This window comes from Enemella evansiae (assembly GCF_002250705.1).
GTDB classification, from domain to species: domain Bacteria; phylum Actinomycetota; class Actinomycetes; order Propionibacteriales; family Propionibacteriaceae; genus Enemella; species Enemella evansiae.
Genome location: NZ_NMVP01000001.1, coordinates 103,957 through 124,224, shown reverse-complemented (window position 1 = coordinate 124,224; position 20,268 = coordinate 103,957). Strand labels below are relative to the sequence as shown.

General features: G+C 69.2%; 22 protein-coding genes. 1 reads left to right on the top strand and 21 read right to left on the bottom strand.

All coding sequences use genetic code 11. The features are described from left to right. Window positions 1-41 precede the first annotated feature (41 nt). The 14 genes from BI335_RS00610 to arsM form a co-directional block, all read right to left on the bottom strand. The gene (locus BI335_RS00610; RefSeq protein ID WP_229119380.1) at window positions 42-239 is read right to left on the bottom strand and encodes a hypothetical protein; all 198 of its coding nucleotides are present in this window, start codon (window positions 237-239) and stop codon (window positions 42-44) included. 13 nt (window positions 240-252) lie between these two features. Then, window positions 253-849, bottom strand: coding sequence for a hypothetical protein (locus tag BI335_RS00605; protein WP_094429407.1), 597 nt, complete (start codon window positions 847-849; stop codon window positions 253-255). A 13-nt stretch (window positions 850-862) separates the two neighbouring features. Further along, window positions 863-1,342: a single-stranded DNA-binding protein gene (locus BI335_RS00600; protein WP_094429406.1), complete on the bottom strand. Its 480-nt coding sequence runs from the start codon at window positions 1,340-1,342 to the stop codon at window positions 863-865. A gap of 85 nt (window positions 1,343-1,427) precedes the next feature. Beyond that, window positions 1,428-3,218 carry a type IV secretory system conjugative DNA transfer family protein gene (locus BI335_RS00595; RefSeq protein ID WP_229119379.1) on the bottom strand — a complete coding sequence of 597 codons (1,791 nt, stop codon included), beginning with the start codon at window positions 3,216-3,218 and terminating at the stop codon, window positions 1,428-1,430. Continuing rightward, complete coding sequence (locus BI335_RS00590) at window positions 3,215-3,706, bottom strand: hypothetical protein (RefSeq protein WP_229119378.1); 492 nt, start codon at window positions 3,704-3,706, stop codon at window positions 3,215-3,217. The genes BI335_RS00595 and BI335_RS00590 overlap by 4 nt, the downstream gene beginning before the upstream one ends. 80 nt (window positions 3,707-3,786) lie before the next feature. After that, the gene (locus BI335_RS00585) at window positions 3,787-5,274 is read right to left on the bottom strand and encodes an ATP-binding protein (RefSeq protein ID WP_094429404.1); all 1,488 of its coding nucleotides are present in this window, start codon (window positions 5,272-5,274) and stop codon (window positions 3,787-3,789) included. Continuing rightward, the gene (locus BI335_RS00580; RefSeq protein ID WP_094429403.1) at window positions 5,271-6,047 is read right to left on the bottom strand and encodes a hypothetical protein; all 777 of its coding nucleotides are present in this window, start codon (window positions 6,045-6,047) and stop codon (window positions 5,271-5,273) included. The genes BI335_RS00585 and BI335_RS00580 overlap by 4 nt, the downstream gene beginning before the upstream one ends. Window positions 6,048-6,164: 117 nt before the next feature. Next, window positions 6,165-7,628 (bottom strand): SCO6880 family protein, encoded by a 1,464-nt coding sequence (locus BI335_RS00575; RefSeq protein WP_094429402.1) that lies wholly within the window; start codon window positions 7,626-7,628, stop codon window positions 6,165-6,167. Window positions 7,629-7,631: 3 nt separating this feature from the next. Beyond that, entirely contained in the window at window positions 7,632-8,978 is a 1,347-nt protein-coding gene (locus BI335_RS00570; protein ID WP_094429401.1) for a conjugal transfer protein TrbL, read from the bottom strand. A gap of 31 nt (window positions 8,979-9,009) precedes the next feature. Next, window positions 9,010-9,279, bottom strand: a complete 270-nt coding sequence (locus BI335_RS00565) for a DUF6112 family protein (RefSeq protein WP_094429400.1) — start codon at window positions 9,277-9,279, stop codon at window positions 9,010-9,012. Window positions 9,280-9,417: 138 nt separating this feature from the next. Next, window positions 9,418-9,684 carry a DUF6112 family protein gene (locus BI335_RS00560; protein WP_094429399.1) on the bottom strand — a complete coding sequence of 89 codons (267 nt, stop codon included), beginning with the start codon at window positions 9,682-9,684 and terminating at the stop codon, window positions 9,418-9,420. Between the two features lie 124 nt (window positions 9,685-9,808). Beyond that, window positions 9,809-10,213: an arsenate reductase ArsC gene (locus BI335_RS00555; protein ID WP_094364331.1), complete on the bottom strand. Its 405-nt coding sequence runs from the start codon at window positions 10,211-10,213 to the stop codon at window positions 9,809-9,811. Beyond that, window positions 10,210-11,325: an ACR3 family arsenite efflux transporter gene (arsB, locus tag BI335_RS00550; protein WP_094364330.1), complete on the bottom strand. Its 1,116-nt coding sequence runs from the start codon at window positions 11,323-11,325 to the stop codon at window positions 10,210-10,212. Before arsB ends, BI335_RS00555 begins: the two co-directional genes overlap by 4 nt. A 31-nt stretch (window positions 11,326-11,356) precedes the next feature. Then, a complete protein-coding gene (arsM, locus tag BI335_RS00545) occupies window positions 11,357-12,175 on the bottom strand; it encodes an arsenite methyltransferase (RefSeq protein WP_094364498.1) in 819 nt (272 codons plus the stop codon). A 94-nt stretch (window positions 12,176-12,269) separates the two neighbouring features. On the opposite strand from arsM, the gene BI335_RS00540 reads away from it, so the two are divergent. Further along, the gene (locus BI335_RS00540) at window positions 12,270-12,653 is read left to right on the top strand and encodes an ArsR/SmtB family transcription factor (RefSeq protein WP_094429398.1); all 384 of its coding nucleotides are present in this window, start codon (window positions 12,270-12,272) and stop codon (window positions 12,651-12,653) included. 7 nt (window positions 12,654-12,660) lie between these two features. Here the strand turns inward: BI335_RS00540 and BI335_RS00535 are convergent, their stop codons facing one another. The 7 genes from BI335_RS00535 to BI335_RS00505 form a co-directional block, all read right to left on the bottom strand. Then, the gene (locus BI335_RS00535; protein WP_094429397.1) at window positions 12,661-14,325 is read right to left on the bottom strand and encodes a hypothetical protein; all 1,665 of its coding nucleotides are present in this window, start codon (window positions 14,323-14,325) and stop codon (window positions 12,661-12,663) included. A 9-nt stretch (window positions 14,326-14,334) separates the two neighbouring features. Next, window positions 14,335-14,679: a helix-turn-helix domain-containing protein gene (locus BI335_RS00530; protein WP_094364327.1), complete on the bottom strand. Its 345-nt coding sequence runs from the start codon at window positions 14,677-14,679 to the stop codon at window positions 14,335-14,337. Beyond that, window positions 14,676-15,746, bottom strand: coding sequence for a tyrosine-type recombinase/integrase (locus tag BI335_RS00525; RefSeq protein WP_229119377.1), 1,071 nt, complete (start codon window positions 15,744-15,746; stop codon window positions 14,676-14,678). The genes BI335_RS00530 and BI335_RS00525 overlap by 4 nt, the downstream gene beginning before the upstream one ends. 228 nt (window positions 15,747-15,974) lie before the next feature. Then, window positions 15,975-17,621 (bottom strand): M23 family metallopeptidase, encoded by a 1,647-nt coding sequence (locus tag BI335_RS00520; protein WP_094429395.1) that lies wholly within the window; start codon window positions 17,619-17,621, stop codon window positions 15,975-15,977. Between the two features lie 10 nt (window positions 17,622-17,631). Next, entirely contained in the window at window positions 17,632-18,300 is a 669-nt protein-coding gene (locus BI335_RS00515; protein ID WP_094429394.1) for a hypothetical protein, read from the bottom strand. A 73-nt stretch (window positions 18,301-18,373) separates the two neighbouring features. Continuing rightward, entirely contained in the window at window positions 18,374-19,393 is a 1,020-nt protein-coding gene (locus BI335_RS00510; protein ID WP_094429393.1) for a ParB N-terminal domain-containing protein, read from the bottom strand. Next, window positions 19,390-20,262: a hypothetical protein gene (locus tag BI335_RS00505; RefSeq protein ID WP_094429392.1), complete on the bottom strand. Its 873-nt coding sequence runs from the start codon at window positions 20,260-20,262 to the stop codon at window positions 19,390-19,392. Before BI335_RS00505 ends, BI335_RS00510 begins: the two co-directional genes overlap by 4 nt. Window positions 20,263-20,268 lie beyond the last annotated feature (6 nt).

The window sequence follows — 20,268 nt, the reverse complement described above, 5'->3', positions numbered from 1 at the left end:
AGCCGGTAGCGCCCTGATGGACGTACTACGTACCGGGGATTCTACCGCTCGCTGCTCAGCAGCGCCTGGAGTCGGGTGCCGGCCTGCCCGGCCTTGGTGCCCGTGCCGGCTTCTCGCAGGGCGACGCGGATGAGGACTTCGGCGACCTTCTCCACGTCGATCTGCTCGCGCCGGGTGAAGGTGACTCGCAGGTTCCGGTCGGCGGAGGGCCGCTGGGTCTTGCGTTGATAGTTCCGCACCACCGCTCGTCACCTACCCATCGTCTGAGCGCGCGGCGTCATCGAGGCGGGCGAAGACGGCGTCTTCGGCGGCCTTGCGGCGGGCGACCTGCGTGATCACGAACGCCACGAAGTCCGCGCGTCGTTCGGTGATCGGGGTGTCTTCGACCGGTGGGGCGGGTGGTTCGCCGGGCCAGGCGGTCTGCCGACTGGGACGGTCGCGGTCCAGGCGGGTGCCGGAGGCGGCGACCCAGTCGCGGAGGCGCTGGCGGGCGGCGGCGAAGTCGCGGTGCCAGCCGATCGCGGCGGACGCGTTCTGCTCGGGGTCGTAGGCGCCGAGCCAGTGCAGGTGTAGCGCGGACAGCTCCCATTGCAGCTCGGGGTGGCGGTGCCAGTACGGCGGGATGACCGACGCGGGCAGCGCGTAGGTGTGGCGGAGCCATTCGACCCAGCGGTTGAGGGCGAGCCATTCCTGTTCCAGGTCGTGGGAGAGCAGCAGGTTCCAGTTCACCGGCCGCGGCGGCCCCGGAATGTCATCGTCAGGGTCGAGTCGCCCGAAGTCCTCCTCCTCCCATTCCTCGGGCTCGGAGCCCAGGTCGTCGGGTGGGAGCGTGGCGTCGTTGTTCATCATGCTTCGCCCCCTCTCACATGGCCCGTGCGGGCTGCTCATAGTCGGGCTGGTCCTGCACGGGCGGCTCGAACGCGACCTGCCGCGCCGGTCGTTGACGGTCCGGGGATTCCATCTGGGAGCGGCGGCGCGGGGTGCCGACCTGGGTGTTCATGCGGGCGAGGTCGTGTCCGAACCGGCTTGCGATGAACTCCGTCGATTCGACGCCGGTGTTGGGGTTCGTGCTTGTCTGGGTGCGTCCGATCGCGAGGAACCAGTCGCCCTTGGCGAGTTTCACTTCGCCGCTCTCGGCAGCGCCTCGGAACGCCACCACATCGTGGAAGGTCGTGGGGAGCTTGATCCGGGACCCGTCGGCTGCGAAGTCGTGGTGCTCTTGCCCGGCCTTGAAGTACAGACGCTTCTTGCCCTCGCTGCCTGACGGCTGCGGATCGGAAGCGACGAACCCGTAGAAGGCTCTATCCAGTTCCGGGTCCGGGTCGCGTGGCTGCTCGTTCATCGTGTGCTCCTGACGGTCTGCTCAGGCGGCCACCTCTCGTCGGGGCCGCTGGGTCAGGCAGGTGCACCCGTCCTCCCGCGGTGGATCAGTCCCCGTGGGGATCGTGGAGGAGGCGTTCGACCTCGGCCCGGTCGGCCTTCAACGTGGTGCCGTCGGGGCGGTTGGGCCAGGCGCGCAGGTCGGTGATGATCGGCGGCGCGGAGCGGAGTAGGGTGACGGCGGTGCCGAACGGGAGCGTGCGGATTCGGTCTGGTGGGAGGATCGCGACCCTGCGGACGGAGCGCTGGTTGGAGCGGGAGCCGTAGTCGCCGACTGTCGTGGAGTCGGTCAGTTCGTCGCGTTCCCCGATCAGCGTGGAGAGGTCTTGCAGGTCGCGGCTGTTGGAGGCGCCTCCGAGGAGGATCTTCACGATCGAGGCGTCCCAGATCGCCCCGGCCTGGTGCTCGTTCCACTTGTCCCGCGCCTGCGCGAGCGACTGCAACACCGCGAGTGTCGTGATCCCGGTCCCGCCACCCTCGGCCATCAACGTCGGCAGGGACGGCAGAGGCGCGAGGTTCCCGATCTCGTCCAACGCGAGCAGCATCGGCGGGTCGAGGCGGGCGCCGGCGGAGCGGGCCGCGAGGCGGCGGACGGTCTCGACCAGATCCTCCACCAGCGCCGCCACCAGGGCGGCACTGTTCCCGGCCCCGGCACCGGTGGCGAGGAGGAACAGGGTGCCCCGCTGTCGGATGAACGCTTCCGGATCGAACTCCTCGCCCTCTCCCGGGGACACGGCGTCGAGCACCCGGGGGTCTGCGAGGGCTGCGAGTGAGAGGGAGACGCCTTGCCAGATGGAGTCGCGGGTGCGGGGGTCGGCGTCGATCATCGAGGCGAGCGAGTCCGCCCACCCGGTCGCCGCATCCGGATGGTTGGTGAGGATCGCGACCGCATCCGCCGCGCTCGTGGGGTCGAGCGTCCACCGGAACAGCTCAGTCGGGGTGCGCCGGTCGAGGGCGGCGGCGTGGAGCAGCGCTTGGAGCGCGGCGCGGGTTTTCCCTTCCCAGAAGTCACCGCCTTCGACGCCACCCGCGCTGAGGCCGGTGGCCGACGCGAGGCCGGCGGCGCGGATCATCGCGGTCTGCGGCGACTCGCACCCCCGGATCGGCGACCAGCGGAGCCCGGCAGGGAGACCTTCGGCGAGGTGCTGCGGATCGAACACCGCCACCGGTCCGATGCGCTTCCTCGCGCGCAGGCAGGCGGTGACGTTATCGGGACGCGTGCTGGTCGTGACCACCGCGCCAGGGGCATCGAGGATCGCCGGGATCACGAGGAACAGGCCCTTGCCGCTCCTCGGGGCGCCGACGAGGAGGATCGAGTCTTCCACGGAGGCCCAGACCTCGTGTCGGTGCGCGGTGCCGAGCCGGTAACCGACATCACCCGGTACGGGGCTGTCGAGCGTGGGGCGCAGGGTGCTGGCGCGGCGCATCAACGCTTTGGTGGAGGCGGTCTGGGCGATCTCGTGCCGGGTCGCGGTGCCCTCCTGCCGGTGCGGATCCAGTGCGGCCTGCCGCATCGTGCGCCGCAGCAGACCCCACGCCCAGAACCCGGCCGTGACGAGAGCGCCGAGCATGAGAGCGGCGACGACCCAATACACGAACGGGTTCAGGCCGTCCGCGCCGAGCTGCCCGCCAGGATCACCCGGTTTGAAGAACACCGCGACCCCGCCAGCCGCTCCGGCAGTGGGTTGCGGGGCGCCCGTGAGAAACGCCGCCACGCTACCGGAGGCGCGGAGGACGAACGCGACCCCGAGGAGGCCGCCGACGGCGATGAGGATCAGGTTGGTGAGCTCGTCACCCATCGCCCCGCTGCCGCCGGGACGGCCCTGCGGCCCGATCACGACAAGCTCCGCACAGCGATCGTGCCGGAGACCCGCCCGACCAGCACCACCTCACCCGCCCGCGCCGCCGCGACGACCGCGGGGTCGAGGAGGGCCCGTGCGCGCCCGTCCGGGGTCGCGTCGGTGTGTGCGGCGATGAGGGCGACGGCGACGTCTTCCCCGGCGATGAACCCGTCGCCGCCGTCCACTGATATCGGATCAGCACCCCGCTGACGCTTCACCGCCCGCCGCGGCTCCGACTTCTCCTCGGCCACAGGTTCCGGGGCGGGGCGTTTCGCGGCGGGAAGGATGTCGGTGAACGTGGTGCCGTCGCTCTCGTGGACGGTCACCCGCACGGCGATGGTCCGGTCGCCCGTGGCGTGGTCGATGATCTGCGCGAACATGGCCCGCCGCCACGCGCTCACACCGTCGGGCGGGTCGACGGGGCGGGTGTCGAGGGTGGCGGTGAGGGTGCCGTCGTCGTGCACGTCGAGCACGAGATGCGGCACCGAAACCGGGACAGACGAAGGAACAGCGGCAGAAGCAGGGGCGTGTCTCATGCCGCCAGGTGCACCCACCGCACCCCGGCCTATGTGCGCGCGGCCGCGCGCGAGCTGGTGTCGAAGAGCCGATTTTCGGCGGGATGGAGTTGATGCTGGACCACGTAGGAAGAACCCTTGATCTTCCACAGCCCCTGCCCGACCCCGAGCGTCGGGAGCAGCCCCTGCTCAGTGCCCGTCAGGCCGAGAGCGGCGGAGGTGGGGCCGAGCTGATCGGACTCCTGCCGGTAGATCACCCGCGTCTCCGCATTCGCGAGCAGGCTGTTGGCGAGGCCGCGCATGGCCGATCCCTGATCGCCCACATTGTCGAGATCGCTGATCTTGTGGAAGATCATCGCGTTCGCGATCCCGTACGCCCGCGCGAGCCGCCAGTGCGCATCCATCCGCCGCAACAGCGCGGGCTGGGACATGAGCCGCCAGGCCTCGTCGTAGATGCACCAGCGCTGGCCACCGGCCGGGTCCAGGAGCGCCGCTTCCATCCACGCCGACGAACACGTCATCAGCGCCGAGATCAGCGTGGAATTCTCGGTGACCTGCGACAGATCGAGGGAGATCATCGGCAACGACGGATCGAACACCTCCGTCGACGGCCCGTCGAAGAGCCCGGCAAGATCGCCGTGCACCAGACGACGCAGCGCATGCCCGACCATGCGACCGTCCTCCCGGAGACTGCCGTCGGGGTCGTCGGCGGGATCGAGGAGGTGATCGACGACCATCGGCAGGATCGGCACCGAGTTGTCCCGCATCGTCACCGCCAGCGCCGTATCGATCGCGGTGTGCTCCAAAGGGGACATGGGCCGCGCCAGCACCGTCTCCGTGAGCGCGCCGATCAGGTCACGGCGTCGGGAAATGACCGTCGCGGTCCACTGCTGATCGCTCATCCCGGCCGGCCGGTACCCCTCATCGAGCGGGTTCAACCGGGTCGGGAGGCCGTGGCCGAGCTTGATCGCACGACCCCCAACCGCCTCCGCGACCGCCGTGTGCTCGCCTTTCGGGTCGCCGGGGATGTAGACCCGCCGCCCGAACCCCAACGAGCGGGTGTAGAGCGCTTTCGCGAGCGACGATTTCCCGCTGCCGACGATGCCCGCCACCACCAGGTTCGGGGCGGTGATGATCCCGTTCGCGTACAGCACCCACGGGTCGTAGACGAAGCTGCCGCCCGAGTAGAGGTCCTGGCCGATGAACACGCCCTGGGAGCCGAGGCCGCCTTCGGCGAGGAACGGATACGCACCCGCCAACATGGCGCTGGTGTCCTGGTGCCGCGGCAACCGGAACCGGCCCGGTGACCTGAGCGCGGCGGGGCCGGGTTCGCCGACAGAGGGCAGATACCGGGTCGCCTTCCGCTCCGCACGCTCCGCCGTCTTCTTCGCTTTCGCCTCGGCCATCTCGCGCTGGCGCTGTTCGGCGACGAGCCGGGCGGCGGCCCGCCGGCGCTGCGCGCGCAGACGCCGGCGTTCTTTCGACGGGGCGACAAGGACGGCGGTGTGCAGGCGCTCGGCCTCCGGCTGCCGGGTCACAGCGACAGTCCTCGGTTCTCGGCGACCTCCGCGATCACATCCGGCAGGAACCACGACGCCCCCTCCGGACGCTCCGACCCGCGATGCCGCCCCGCACCCGGCCAGGCAGGAGATGCTTCGGCGGTCGGCCTCTCGGGCTCGGGGTCGGGGGCGTCGATGCGGCGGGACAGGCCGACGTAACCCAGGTCGGGACTGTAGGTGAGGGCGTAATCGCCGTCGGTGACAAGACGATCCGCGGGAGTCTGCGGGGCGGTCTCGTAGACGTACCCGTTCTCCATCGCAGCGCTCACCGTCTCCGCGCCGTAATCCCAGCCGGCGAGGTATGCGATCGCGGCATCCGGACCCTGCCGGTCGATGATCTCCATCACCGGCTCCGCCTCGCTCCCTTGGAGGAACACGACGCTCACCCACCGGTACCGCGGGTCCTCCGGCAGCCAGGCGATCTGCCCGGCCCGGTTCGACGCCCGGTCGAGCACCGTGTCGGCCTGCCCGATGTGCGCCGCCGCTTCGTGGAGCGCGGCGGCGGCCTCGAAGGTGAGCTGGCTGCCCGCCTCCCGGTCACCGGAATCGGTCATCGCTCGCCCGGTGTGCTGCTGCTGGGCGCGGGCGAGCTGGTCGAGCACCTGCGAGAGATTCCGTGTGGTCGCCATGAGTTCGCCGATCACCGGATACAGCACCTCGGGGTTCTCGATGCGCTGGGTGGCGTGGGCGAGCCCGCGGACCGCCTCATATGCTTCGCGGGCATCGGCGGCAGGGTCGTTGAACGTGGGCATGATCAGGTCTCTTTCGATACGCGGGATGGGATCGCGGCAACGCCCCGACCCCGCGGAGGTGAAGAGGGGTCGGGGCGCTGTGCTCCCAGGTGCACCCACCGGCGCACGAACCGCCGGTCAGATGCGGCGTGCCAACGGGAGTGCCGCGGCAGTGAACGCGACGGCCTGCTGACCGGCCAACAGCCGGGTTTCGCAGGAGGCCTGGATCGCGGCCTGCTCGATCGCGGCGACCGCCGTATCCAGCTCCTCCACCGTCGGGGCGGTGACCGCGATCAGGCCGGTGTAACGGAGCACGCCGTGACCGGCGGTGAGGTCGGCTTCCTGGCGGAGCACGTCTTCGTACTCGGCGGTTTGGGAGGCGTCCTGGATCTGCCCGATCCGCCGCCGCTGGGCCTGGTCGGAGATGTGCTCGACTTTCCTCTTGCGGATGTCGCGCACCGCCTGGTCGGTGCGCAGCGGGGTGCAGATCAGCGAGATCGACCGCTGAATCCCCGTCGACAGCGCCACCGGGGCAAGGAATCCTGGGTACACCATGGACCGCGGCCACTCGCTGATCCAGAGGACGGCGTGGTGGCCGGAGTCGGTGCGCAGCCGACCCCACGTCTCGGTCACCGCGACGGGGCCTGCGGTTGCGAGGTCCTGCCCGAGCTGGCCGTGGCGTTCCAGGGTGGGGCCGATCGCGGGGTCGTAGGCCGTGCGCAGCATCACCGCGATCTCACCCGTCGTCAGCCATCCCGACGGGGTGAGGTCCGCGGCCCGGAGCGCGGCGAGCAGGGTTGCCATCTCCTGCCGGAGCACGTTCGCCGCGCCTTTCAGACCGCCGCCGGCGGTGCGGATCTGCCGGGCCGCCGCCCGCATATCCAGCGAGAGTGACAGCGTGGTGGCGTGGCGTTCCCCGGCGGGGCCGGCCCGCTCGATGAGTTCGGCGTAGGTGGTCGAGGCCCAGGAGCCGTCGTGAGTGCCGTGCTCGGCCCACCACTCCGCCAGCCCCTGCCCGGAATCGGGCAGCGTGCGCTCCAACACCTGGAGAGCGCTGATCCGTCCGGAGCGGCAGATCGTGGCAAGCACCCGGCCCCAGGCGGTGACGCGGCGGTTCTGTTCGGACGGATCCAGGAGCACGAACGCCGGATGCGTGACCCGAACCACGACCGTCAAGGTGTTGCCGGTCGGGTCGTGGATCATGCCCGCCCCGGTCTCCGGGTCCGCGTACTCGCGGAGCCGGGCCATGTCACCGGGCAGGGCGAGGGTGCCCGCCGGCCTGGGGGCGACGATTCGTCGCCGGTACAGGAGTTGTCCGCCGGTGGTGCGCCACAGCCACCAGGAGCAGATCGGGAGCCATTCGATCAGTGCTCGCCCGCCGATCCTCACCCAGACGAGGGTGATGGCAAGCAGCCAGATCGGGGCGGAGTAGAGGACGAGGATGCCGCCGCCGGCGTAGAGCGCCCCGACCAGGGACGCCCCGCCGATGCCGAGAGCGATCACCTGCGACAGCGACAGGCCCAGGATGAGGCCACGGCGGGTGAGCCGGGAGAACTTCACCGGGACCAACTCAGCCCCCGTGGTGGTGTCGGTGCGAGACATGAGCTACTCCTTCCCTCCGGTGGGCGGGGCCGGGTTCGGGTCGGGCGGGGTGTTCGGCACCGGAGGCGACGGCGGAGGCGGTGCCCCACGCGAACCTCCGTCGCGGGGGTTGCTGTCACCGGGTGCGGTGGTGCCGGCGTTCTGTGCGCCGCTGGCGGCGGCATCGGCCTGCTGCCCGACCTCGGCGCCGGCCTCCGACCCTGCTTCGGCGGCTTCCTTGACGACGACCGCGCCGACCACGACCGGGGCAGCGGGACCCGCCCCGGCTGCGGCCTCCGTTCCCGCCTCCGCGCCGGCGGCCTCAGTCCCCGCGGGCGGTGGCGTGGTCGGCGGCGTCCCACCGCCACCGCCACCGCCGCCGGAGTCACCGTCGTCGCCTGCGCCGTCGAGGATCTTCTGGGTGCCGTCGGTGTTCGGCTTGGACGGGATCGGGAGAGGCCGGTTCATCGCACTCTTCGCGTCCTGCTCGGCACCCATCGAGTTGTAGAGGTCGAAGCCGATGAAGCTGATCAGCCGGTAAACCATGTACGGCGCAAACGCCGCGATCCCGAGCAGCACGATGCCGGCGATCGGTTCGGTCACCGCGGTCAGTCCCGAGTCAATCGGTGTCGCGACCTGCGTAATCGCCACCAGGAACACCACGACCAGCACGAGCTTGGAGACGATGAGCGCGATCAGGAACGTCGCCCATTTCCCGATCCACCCCTTCGTGACATCCCAAGAGGCACCGGAGAGGGCGAGCGGGGCGAGGACGACGGTGACGAGGATCAAGGCCTTCCGGATCAACAGGGAGAACCAGACGATCCCGATCGCGGCGATCATGAGACCGGCGAGGAAGATCGACACGATCGCACCCACCCCTGGGGCAGCGATGTTCAGCCCGGCCAGCGCCTGGCTGAGGAGCAGGAGTTGGTTGCCCATCGACTCGGTGGTCTCGCCGGCGGCTTGGATGAGGCCGATGCAGAGCTGGTCGACGATCTCCAGCAACACCGTCGTCAGCGTGATGACCACGAACGATCCGAGGATCGACTTTCCCGCCCCGAGCGCGGCGCGGGACAGGGCGGTCGGGTCGCGGTGGATCATCCCGGTGATGAGCTGGAGGAAGAAGAAGATCGCCACGATGAACAAGGCGATCCCGAACAGCAGGTTGTAGACGGACACGAACCCGGGCTGGGTTAGGTCGACCAGGGTGGTGGTGTCGAAGACGGTCCACATGGTCTCCATCAGCCAGGCCGCCGCCCCGGCCATCGAGGAGGCGAGCCAGTCGAACGGGGCGGCGATCAGGGACGCGGTGCCCTCGCCGACCGCATCGCACACGTTGGAGATGACGGGGATGTCGCACACGCTCACGGCAGACCCCTCCTTTCACACGCAGAAGAGATCAGACCTGCTGGCCGACGCCCCAGAAGAAGTTGATGAGCGCGACCGATCCGCCGCAGATGATCGCTGCGCCGCAGGAGATCAGCAGGCCGGTCTTCCCCTTCCCCGCGAGGTGAGGGTTGCTGCTGTTGGAGCCGTAGGCCCAGATGATCGCGGAGATGATCAGCGCGAGGACGGACAGGATGAGGCCGACGGTCATCACGGCGCCGACGATCGTGCGCAGCTGCTCGATGCCCGGAAGCCCGGAGGAGTTGGGGTCGATGTCAATCACGATGAGTGCCCTTTCAGAAGACGGAAGACAGTTCCGACCGCCAGGTGCACCCCGCCCCCATCGGGCACAAAAAGAAGGCCCGCCCCGGGATGCCGAAGCACCCGTGACGAGCCCCGCCGAGCCGCCGCGCGCAGGCCGTTAGAGTTGTCCGCCGATGGTGACGAGCCAGTTCAGCCAGGCGACCCCGGCTCCTGCGAGGACCGCGCCGCCGAGGGCGACGAACACGCCGATGCGGCCCTTTGTCGCGACCTGGTAGTTGCCGTTCGCCGCACCGATGGCCCAGCAGATCGCGGACACGATCAGCATCAGCACCGCCACCACGAGCACGAACATGAGCAGCGCGCCGGCGACCTCACGCAGCTCGCTGATGCCGGAGAGACCGTCGAAATCCGGGAACACGTCCATCACGCCTCACCTACCGGCAGGGTCCGATGATGGAGATGACGGAATAGCCCCGGCCAGGACTGGCCGGGGCTATGTGTGAAGAGGGAGAGGTCCATGCCCGGCAGGTGCGCCGGGCGGCCCAGGGTCAGGTCAGTTCAGCGACGAGGGCGCGGACGCGGTTCTCGATGTCGTCGCGGATCGTGCGCACGGCGTCGAGTCCTTGCCCGGCAGGATCGTCGAGCTGCCAGTCCTCGTAGCGCTTGCCGGGGAAGATCGGGCAGGTATCCCCGCACCCCATCGTGATCACCACATCCGAGGTCTTCACCGCGTCGGGGGTGAGCAGCTTCGGGCGTTCGGCGGTGATGTCGATCCCGACCTCGCGCATAGCTTCGACTACGGCGGGGTTGAGCTGGTCGGCGGGTTCGGAGCCGGCGGAACGGACCTCGATGCGACCCGCCGCCATGCGATTGAGGTAGGCGGCGGCCATCTGCGATCGTCCGGCGTTGTGGACGCAGACGAACAAGACCATCGGGAGCTGCGGGGTGGTCATGATGCCTCGGTTTCTGTCTGGTAGGGGTTGGTGTGGAACCAGCTTCTGGCGGTCCAGAGGGAGACGTAGACGAGGCCGACGAGGACGGGCACCTCGATCAGCGGGCCGACGACCCCGGCGAGGGCTTGGCCGCTGGTGGCGCCGAAGGTGCCGATGGCGACGGCGATGGCGAGCTCGAAGTTGTTGCCTGCCGCGGTGAACGCCAGCGTGGTCGAGCGGGCGTAGCCGAGGCCCAGTGCCTTGCCGAGCAGGAGGCCCGCGAACCACATGAGCGCGAAGTAGACCAGCAGCGGCAGAGCGATCCGGGCGACGTCGAGCGGGTTGGAGGTGATGGCGTCGCCTTGGAGGGCGAACAGCAGCACGATCGTGAACAGCAGCCCATACAGCGCCCACGGCCCGATCTTCGGGATGAAGCGCTCTTCGTACCAGGCCCGGCCGCGGCGTTTCTCGCCGATCCAGCGGGTCGCGAACCCCGCGACCAGGGGCACGCCGAGGAAGACGAGGACGTTGAGGGCGATCTGCCCGACCGAGACGTCCAGGCCTTGGGTGTCGAGGCCGAGCCAGCCGGGGAGGATGGTGAGGTAGAACCAGCCGAGCACCGAGAACATCACGACTTGGAATACGGAGTTGATCGCGACCAGCACGGCGGTGGCTTCCCGGTCGCCGCATGCGAGGTCGTTCCAGATCACGACCATCGCGATGCAGCGGGCCAGGCCGACGATGATGAGGCCCGTGCGGTATTCGGGCAGGTCCGGTAGGAAGAGCCAGGCGAGGGCGAACATGACCGCCGGGCCGAGCAGCCAATTCAGCAGCAGAGACGAGACGAGGAGGCGCTTGTCTCCGGTGACGGCGGCGATCTTGTCGTAGCGGACTTTCGCCAGCACCGGGTACATCATCACCAGCAGTCCCAGGCCGATCGGCACCGAGATCCCGCCGACCTCCATCCGAGCAAGCAGGTCCGAGAGGGCGGGCACGAACCGGCCCAGGAGGAGACCCGCGATCATGGCCAGGCCGATCCAGGCCGGCAGCCACTTGTCCAACGTGGACAGGCGCTTCGCGGCCGGGGCCTGCGTCGGGGTCGCGATGCTGGTGATGTTCTGGGGTGCGGGCATCGTGCTGCTCAGTCTCCTCGTCAGCTCGGGATCAGTTGGCAGGCTTGGTGGCGCGGACGATCGCGGCGTGCATCCCGTCGGCGGCCTCGTGGGTGAACTCCACGCTCGCATCCGCGAAACCACCCTTGGCGAGCCCGTCGAGGTACTCGGTCTTGGAGAGGGCTCCGGCGATGCAGCCGACGTAGGAGCCGCGCTCGGCCCGCTGCTCGGGGGTGAGGCGGTCTTCGGCGACGACATCGGAGACCCCGATCCGCCCACCGGGGGTGAGGACGCGGAACATCTCGGCGAGCACCGCCGGCTTGTCGGTGGACAGGTTGATGACGCAGTTGGAGATCACCACATCCACCGACCCATCGGGCAGCGGCACGTCCTCGATGGTGCCCTTGAGGAACTCGACGTTCTCCGCCCCGGCTTCGGTCTTGTTCTTCTCGGCCAACGCGAGCATCTCGTCGGTCATGTCCACGCCGTAGGCGAACCCGGTCGGGCCGACCCTGCGGGCCGACAAGAGGACGTCGATGCCGCCGCCGGAGCCGAGGTCGAGCACCCGCTCACCCTCATGCAGCTCAGCGACCGCGGTCGGGTTGCCGCAGCCGAGGCTCGCCTCGATCGCTTCGAGGGGCAGGCCGGCGGCGGTCGCCTCGTCATAGAGGCCCGCGCCGAAGCTGCGCTCGGTCGGAGCACAACACGAACCCGAATCGGCCTCCTCCACGGCGGGCGTGCTGGTGCAGCACGAGCCCGCGGGGGTCTCCTCAGCCAGCAAGTCGGCGTTGCGGGTGCCGCGGGTCACGGCGGTCGCGGCCTGCGCGTAGCGGGCGCGGACCTGCTCGCGCAGCTCGGTGTTCTCACTCATGGCGCGCTCCATTCGGTCGGGTGGACTCGTCATCTACGTATTGATGTTCGTCGATGCATCGACAGTTGTCAATGCGTGGCGTAGGATCAGGGCCATGACGACTTCGCTGCCACTGATCGCCGCCGATGCGGGTGGGTGCTGTGCTCCGGTCACGGGCGGGGTGCTCGCGGTCGAGGATGCCCAGCGGTTGGCGCGGATGTTCAAGGCGCTCGGTGACCCGACCCGGGTCCGGTTGTTGTCGATGATCGCGGCGCAGTCCGGCGGGGAGGCGTGCGTGTGCGACCTGACCGAACCGGTCGGGCTCTCCCAGCCCACGGTCTCGCATCACATGAAGCAGCTCGTCGACGCCGGCCTGGTCACCCGCGAGCAGCGCGGCAAGTGGGCCTATTACGCAATCGTGCCCGAGATCCTGTCCATGCTCAGCAGCGCCCTCGACCCGCAGGCCCTGACCGACGGTGGCCCTGCCTCGTCGTGCTGAGACGGGTTCAGCGCGGCAGGGTCGCGTAACGGTTCCAGGAGGCTCCGGCGAGACCGGCCCAGCGGGTCGCGGTGCCGATGCTGACGCCGATCAGTGAGGCGAACACCGCCGGTGGTGTGGTCGAGGCCAGATGCAGCAGGGCGGTGTTCCGGCTTGCTCTGGAAGTCACCCCGAGCTGGTGCATCCGGCGTAGGAGCGAGGCGGGATGCAAGTGGGTGCCGGCGTTCTTGCCGGTGAACAGCCACCGGGAATCAGCCAGCCTGCTCGCCGCCCCGAATGGCTTGGCGACCGGCAAGGCGGTCACCAGCGCATCCAGCGGCGGGATGAGCAACACCGGCTCGGAGCCCAGACGCAGGTAGGTTTCACCATCGCAGACCTCGATGTCACTGGTGATCAGGGCGGTGATCTTCGCGACCGGCTGGGCGTAGAGCAGGATCAGACAGGCTGCGGCACGGTCTTCGATGCTGGCGCTACCGGGCTCGTGTAGCAGCCGGCGAACCAGGGCGAGCTGTTCTTCGGGGTCGACGTCGTGGGCCGGGTCTTTCGCCGGAACCGGCTCAGGGAGCCAGACGTGCCGGAGGTAGCCGCCTCGTTTGAGCCAGCGGACGAACCCGAGGCGGTGGCTCCGGTCGGTGGTAATCCAGGCGTCAAGGTGGTCTTGCGGACAGTCATCGAGGTCGTAGCCGCTGGAGCTGAGATGGTCGAGGAACGCGCGGGCAGTGTCGATGTCGCCCCGGCAGCGGGCGGCCGCGTTCGGCGCGATCCGGTCGTGCCGGTCGGTCTTGGCGCGGCCGACGACGTGCCAGCGGGCGTAGCGGGTGAGCACGCCGCGCATCTCGGGATCGCTCACCTCGGCGACGACGTCTGCGGCGTATCGGTGCAGTCGGGCGGCGTTCTCATCACGAGGCGGCAGGGTGCCCGCGGCGACGAGCATCGCGCGCAGATAGGTCACCGAGAACATCTGTGGCCGCGCATCGAGCGCGTCGTGACTGAGGTCGACCTGGCCGCGGGCGATCGAGGTCAGCAGACGCAAGGATGCCAGATCGTGCCAGTTGGTCAGCAGCGATCGGGGTCGTTCGAGCTCGGTGAGGGCGTCGCGGACGGGTTTCAGTTCTGGCCGGATCACCCCGTCCGGGCCGGTGAGAGCGGCGTCGATCTGCTGGGCTGCTTGGCAAGCGAAACAGCGTGGTCGGCCGTGATTCGTCGTGCGTCGCCCGAGAGCCTGCTGCCCGCAGATAGAGCAGTCGATCACGGGCGCTTGGTAGCAGGTCGGGCAGACGTCCGGGCTGGTCGCGGTGGCTTTCAAGGCGACTCGTTTGAGCCTGCCGCAGACGCCGCAGACCCGGCACGGGTTCCGATAGCAGCGACCGCAGAGGTTCGCCGCGCCGGGTCGCTTCCCGCCAGCTCTGGTCGCCAGCGGGCCGATCATGCCGCACTCGTCGCAGGCATCCTCAGGGTGATGGTCGCGGGCATAGCAGGTCACGCAGACCGCGCCGCCGTCGTCGGTGCGGGCGTTGACCCTGCGCTGGCGTCCGCATCCGGTGCAGGTCTCGATCGGTGACCGGTGAGCGCGGCAGGCGCGGCACTCACCCCGATCCAGCGTGTGGTTCCAGCGCAGAGACTTCAGCCGGCCGCAGCGAAAGCAGATGCCCTGGACGATCGTGTTCGCCACCGGCGCCGGTCATTCGTCCGCAGGGGTGATGACCGCTCGGGTCGGGCGGTTTTTGCTCCCGCCCGTCGGCGGTTTGACCGCACCCGCGGTGCCGGTCTTGCGGCCCCGCCGCGACGCCGACTCGACGTAGGGCTCGATCAGGTCGGCCGGTGTGCAGCCGAATATGTCGCAGAGCGCGGCGAGGAACTGCATGTTCAGCCGCTCGGGTTGGCCGACCACGATCCGGTAGACCTGGGTGGAGGTCATCACCACGCCCCGGTCGGCCAGCAGCGGCACCAGATCGGTCGTGACCTGCATGCCGTGTTCGTTCATCACCTTGCGTAGGTGCCAGTGATAGGCGACGGTCTTCGTCATCGTGATCCTCCCTCGATCGCTGTCGGTGGGGTGAACGCGCCGTCGAGAGCGCGGCGCAGGGTGCGGTTGCGGTAGTCACCGGAGACCCCGGTGTAGAGGGCGGTGGTCGAGCCCCAGCGGTGCCCGACCTGCTGCTGGACGAACAACGGGTCGTAGCCGTCCTCGATCAGATGCGTCACATACGAGTGCCGCAAGCAGTGCGGGTGCAGCAACGGGTCCAGGCCGAGATCATCGCGCCACTCGGCGAACCGGTCGTCGATGTGCTTGAGCCGGATGCGCCCTTGTCGCTCGGTCGGCCACAGGATCGTCTTGTCGGCAAGGTCGAACCGAGGCCGAACCTCGCTCACGTACTCCTCGATCACCGGCCGGGTCCACCCGAACACGGCCAGCACCGCCCGGCGGCGCGGCTGCGAGCCGCGCATCGCTTTGCCCCAGCGGACGTTGCAGACCCCGAACCGGCCGAACTCCCAGCCCTGCGGGTTGCGGGTGAAGTCCGGCAGATCGAGCATCGCTGCCTCGCGCCGACGCAACCCGAACGCATAGATCATCTTGAACAGCGTGGCGTCGCGGAACAGCGTCAGCCATCCCTTGCGCTTGGAGGAGCGGGCCTGATCCACCAGGTCATCGGCGTAGTCGAAGAACATCTGCAGCTCATCCCGCGAGAGCGGTCGCACGTCCGGCCGTGCCTCGTGGTCGCTGGTATGGATGACCGTGTTCCACTCGTGGCAGACCTGCACCGGATGCGTGTCGAACAGATCGACGCAGCGATCGACCCAGCCGTAGCGGTGATCGACCAGGTAGTCGCAGAACAGCGCCACGGAGTTCTGATAGGCCCGCACCGTCGACACAGACAGCGGCCGCGGTCCGGAGACGAGCGAGGTTGTCCATTCCTCCACGTCAGCCGGTGACCACTCCCACGGCGGGGCGTTGCAGAAGTCCGCGAACCGGCGTACCTGCGAGGCCCTGGTCTTGATGGTTTGCACCGCGAGCATCCGCGAGGTCTGCTGTGCCGACCAGCCCGCCACCATCTCATCGAAGAACTGCTCCGCCGGCCGCAAAAGCGACACGTTGCCAGACGACAAGACCCCCGTGCCGGGTACCTGATCGTCTGAGAACACCATGCCACGACCTTACATTAAATGTAAGAATCATGCATCAGATGTAAGATGAGTAGCGAAACCCCTGGTCAGGCGGCGGTGACGCTGCTAGGTTGGAGACGGCTTTGGTTCCGCGGAACAGCGTGATTCCGGCTTACATCTAAGGTACGAATCTTACATTAGATGTAACTTCGGACCTTACGCTTTCACGGTGATGTGGAGGTGGTCGTAGTGGCCGCCGGTGACATCGGTAGGGTCGTGCATCCCGCCGCCGGTGTAGTCGCGCCATCCCTCGTCGGCGCGGGCGAGGGACCAGATCTTGCCCTGCCAGATCAGGTACTCCACCCCCAGCACCTCGGCGTGGTCTTTCAGCCAGTTCGTGACCTGCCACCCGTACTCGCGCTGCCCGGGGGTCGGATGCTGGCCGATCGCGTTCCCGAACGCCACATCACACGCGCGACCGATCGGATGCTCCGACTTCGAGCCGGGCCGGGGCGAGTAGCACGCCCACGTCGACTCCGGAAACCCCGTAGAGGTCTGTTCGTAGACGCTGAGCATCCGCACCGTGATCTGCCCATCCGACGTCGGATCGTCCACCAGCTCATCCGGGTCGCCCTCCACCGGCACCGGATCACCCGGCGCCCCAGCTCCGGTGTCACAGTCTTCGGACCCGGCCGGCGGCACGTCGGCTTCGGGGAGGTCGGCGGCGTCATGGTCGTTGAGCCACTTCGCGGGGTCGATGTACTCGCCGTCGGTGCCACCCTGACGGACCTCGAAATGCAGATGCGGCCCCGTCGACATGCCGCTGGAGCCGACGTCGGCGATGTGCTGCCCGGCCCGCACCTGGTCGCCGGCCTGGACATGGATACCGTCCTCCCACGAATGCGCATACGCCGTCGCGACCGTCTGCCCGCCGAGCTGGTGTTCGATGACGACGAGGCCGCCGTACCCACCGGAAAACTCCGACACCGTCACCGTGCCGTCGGCGGCGGCCAGGATCGGCGTCCCATCGGGCGCTGAAAAATCCGCGCCCGTGTGGAAGGACTCTTCCTCGCCGGTGATCGGGTGCGTGCGCGGTCCGAACGGGCTGGTGGCCACCCAGGTTCCCTCGGGCAGCGGGAACACCACCCGCGACGACTCTGTCACCGGCCCCGCGGCGAGCACCGGTACCGGGTCGGCTGTCACAGGGCCGCCCGCGCCAGTGCTGGTGAGGGTGGTGAGGATCTGTTCGGCGACGGGTTCGTAGTTGTCGTACCGCTCCGGATACGCGCTCACTTCCACGGCCTGGGCGGCTTCGCCCTTGCCCATCTGCTCCCACCCCGGAATATCCAGCAGCCCACGCGGCGAGCCCTGATTCGGGCCGCCGGGACCGCCGTAGAACGCGGCGGCTTGGTAGTCGGGGTCCATGAGTTCGGCGACCGTGCCCCACCCCGCCTGCGGGCGCATCTGGAACAACCCCAGGCTGTCGTTGTCCGACCCGTTGCCGTCGTTGGGATAGTCACCGCTCTCGGGATAGACGCTCGTGTTGGCGAGCATCCGCATGCGCGACTCCGTGAGCGCGGCCATCAGCGCGACCAGGATGCCGTCGCGCCCCACCCCCTCGATGCCCGATCCGGTCTCGATGATCGTCGCCGCGTGGGTGAGCTCGGCACGGCCGAGCGTGATCGTCTCCCCATTCCACGTCGTCGCCGTCAACTCCTCCGGCACATTCCCGACCTGGAACCCGCCGGCGGGGGCGGCGCAGGAGACGGTGGCCGGGTTCATGAGCAGCCCGACCGACACCAGCCCGACCAAAGGGGCCAGCAGGACGAGGGCGGCGACTGCCGCGATGACCTTCCGCATCATGGCCTGCCCGTTAGCGGAGGGGCTGGTCGAGGATCGACAGCCGCAGCAGGTGGCAGGGGTCGCCGTCGGGCGGGCAGGTCAGGAAGATCGTGAACGCCACCTCATGCGCGCTCGTCGTGGGTTCGTCGTTCCAGACCCCGGCGCGGTGGCGGATGCCCTCGATCGTGTACGCGGTCGTGCCCGGCTGCAGCTGCCCCGGCTGCGCCTGCTCCACGGCGTCCGCCCACGCCTCGGGCACGAACACTCCTGTGATCTCCAGATGCTGGGTCGTGCCGTATTTGCGGAGTTCGGTCCAGGTGTCGCGGGTCGGGAGGTAGCCGGCGATATCGGAGGCGAGGCCGGCCTGCTCGATCCCGGTCGGGTCTGCGACCTCCAGCAGCACGCTCGTGTAGTCCAACGGCATCAACCCGCTGGCGGTATCCCACGCGAACAGGGCCGTCGCGACGGAGCGGGCGAACTCCTCCGGATCATCCGTCTCCAGGATCGGGGCCAGCTCGCGCGGGTCGCCGCCGGGAGTGACCGGCGCGGATGGCGACGGCGTGGCGGGCGGTGGGTCGGGAGTGCGGGGGCCGGTGACCAGGCCGTAGACGCCGACACCGACGAGGATCAGCACGAGGGCGGCGGCCGTGACGATCACGACCAGGCGGCGACGGGAACGAGAAGCATCTGTCGGGTTCATGCCACCAGGTGCACCAGACACACCTCCGCCCCGACACCCACGAAGGGTCCGGGGCGGCGAACAACCAGAGAGGTCAGAGGGCGCGTAGGTGTCGCACCTCGCCCTCCCCATCCGCAACTTCGGCGGGATCGGCATCATCGCTGGGCTCGGTGCTCCGCGCCGTGGAGAGAGCGGCGGCGAACGCGGTCGTGCCGGCGGCGATCGTCAAGAACATCTCGATCTGCTCATCGGTGAGCTCTCGTGCGAGCTGGGTGGGGTCGTAGTGCGTCCACCAGTCGGTGAGTTCGCCCCAGATCACCAGGAACGACCGGGTGGTCCACACCGTCGGCCCCGCCACCGGAGCCGGTGCGGTCTTGCGGCGCTGCGGCTTGGACTTGGCGCGGGCGATCGCGGCTTTCGCCAGCTCGTCCAACTGCGCATCCCGCGACGCCCCCGGGTCACCGATCAGGCTCCGGACTTCTTCGAAGATCGGGTGCACCGGTGCGCCCGTCTCGATCCGTGCGAGCGCGTCCGAGACCTGGCTGCGGGTGTCGTCGGGGAGGTCGTCGCGGGCGGCGGCCTGCTGGACGTACTCGATCTTGTCCAACGTCCGGTACGACGCGGCGCCGGGGATCATCGCCGCCGCCTGCTGCCTCGCCTCACCCGCAGGTGACGAGGACGGTGCCGGAAAATTTCCGCCACCGTCCCCTTCCTCCTCGGGCTGGCGGTCGGTAGAGAACCGCGAGGCTTCCTGCCGGCGTGCGGCGTCCTCGGCGAGGAGGGCTTTGAGTTCGCGGTAGAGGGCGGCTTCCAGCGGGGTGAGGTCTTTGTGGAGCAGGTTGTCGTCCTGCTCCGCGAGGAGATGCCCGAGCCGGGTCGAGATCCCTTGCCGCACCCAGACGTTCACCACTCGCCAGTTCAGCTTCTGGATCGCGGCGAGCCTGCGCCTGCCGCAGACGAGTACCCCGTCCGGGGTGATCGTCGGGGGCTGGAGCAGTCCGTCGCGGTCGATGGACGCGGCCAGGGCGTCGATGTCGCCCAGGTCGGTGCGGTGCCGGGTGCCGATGATGATCGAGGACACCGCCCGCTCCAACTCGATATGCCCGCCAGTCATCGCCCACCACCGTGTTTCGGGGCCGCCAACGAAACGGTGAGCACGAGGTCGTCGTCGTGCAGCAGCACCGGCAACGTCTCACCGATCAGCAGGCGCAGCAGGATGCCCCGACCCGCGCTCGTCACGGACACTCCCGGGGCGGGGTTGCCGAGCAGGACCCGCAGCAACGCGGTCCATGAGGTGCCGGGGAGGTCGAGCAGGGCGCGGGAGTGCTGGTCGCGGCGCAGCACCTCGAACGCCGACTGCCGCGACCCCGCCCGAGCCAGCGCCTGGCAGACGTGCTCGACCGCTGCGCGGGCAGTCTGCGGCGGCCACCCCAGCACGGTGATGAACGCGATCGCATCCTCCACCGCACTCAACGCCGAAGGCCGCACCCCGGTCGGCTCCGCCGCCTCCGGCCGCGACTCCTCGTCATCGTTTCCGGGGTCGGGGTCGGTGGTGTGGAACGCGGGATGGTAGTCATCGAGGGGGTTCTCGCGGTCGGAGAGGCGTTCGGCGTCGTGGAAGACCGAGTAGTGCGGGCGGCGGGCCTGATGCGTCGAGCACAGCAGGCCTTGGCCGCGTTCCTCGGCGATGCAGGTGATCCGCACCGCGTGCGTGACCACCGCCCACGGGTCCTCCGCCTCCCGCGCCGAGCGGGTGCGCATCACATCGAACGCCGCAGACGCCGCCTCCCACGGATCCAGCCCATGCTTCCTCGCCAGAGCCGCGTACTTGTCGGCCGCGTAGGTCATGAGCCGTGCGGCGGTCGGGTCGGTGCGCCACGCGCCCGGCCCGTCCTTGTGCAGCCGGCCTAGCAGAGCGCGGAGCCCTTCACCGGTCGTGTAGTCCTCGCCGCCCGGATCGGCGGTCATCGTGTGCGGAATCATCACGGC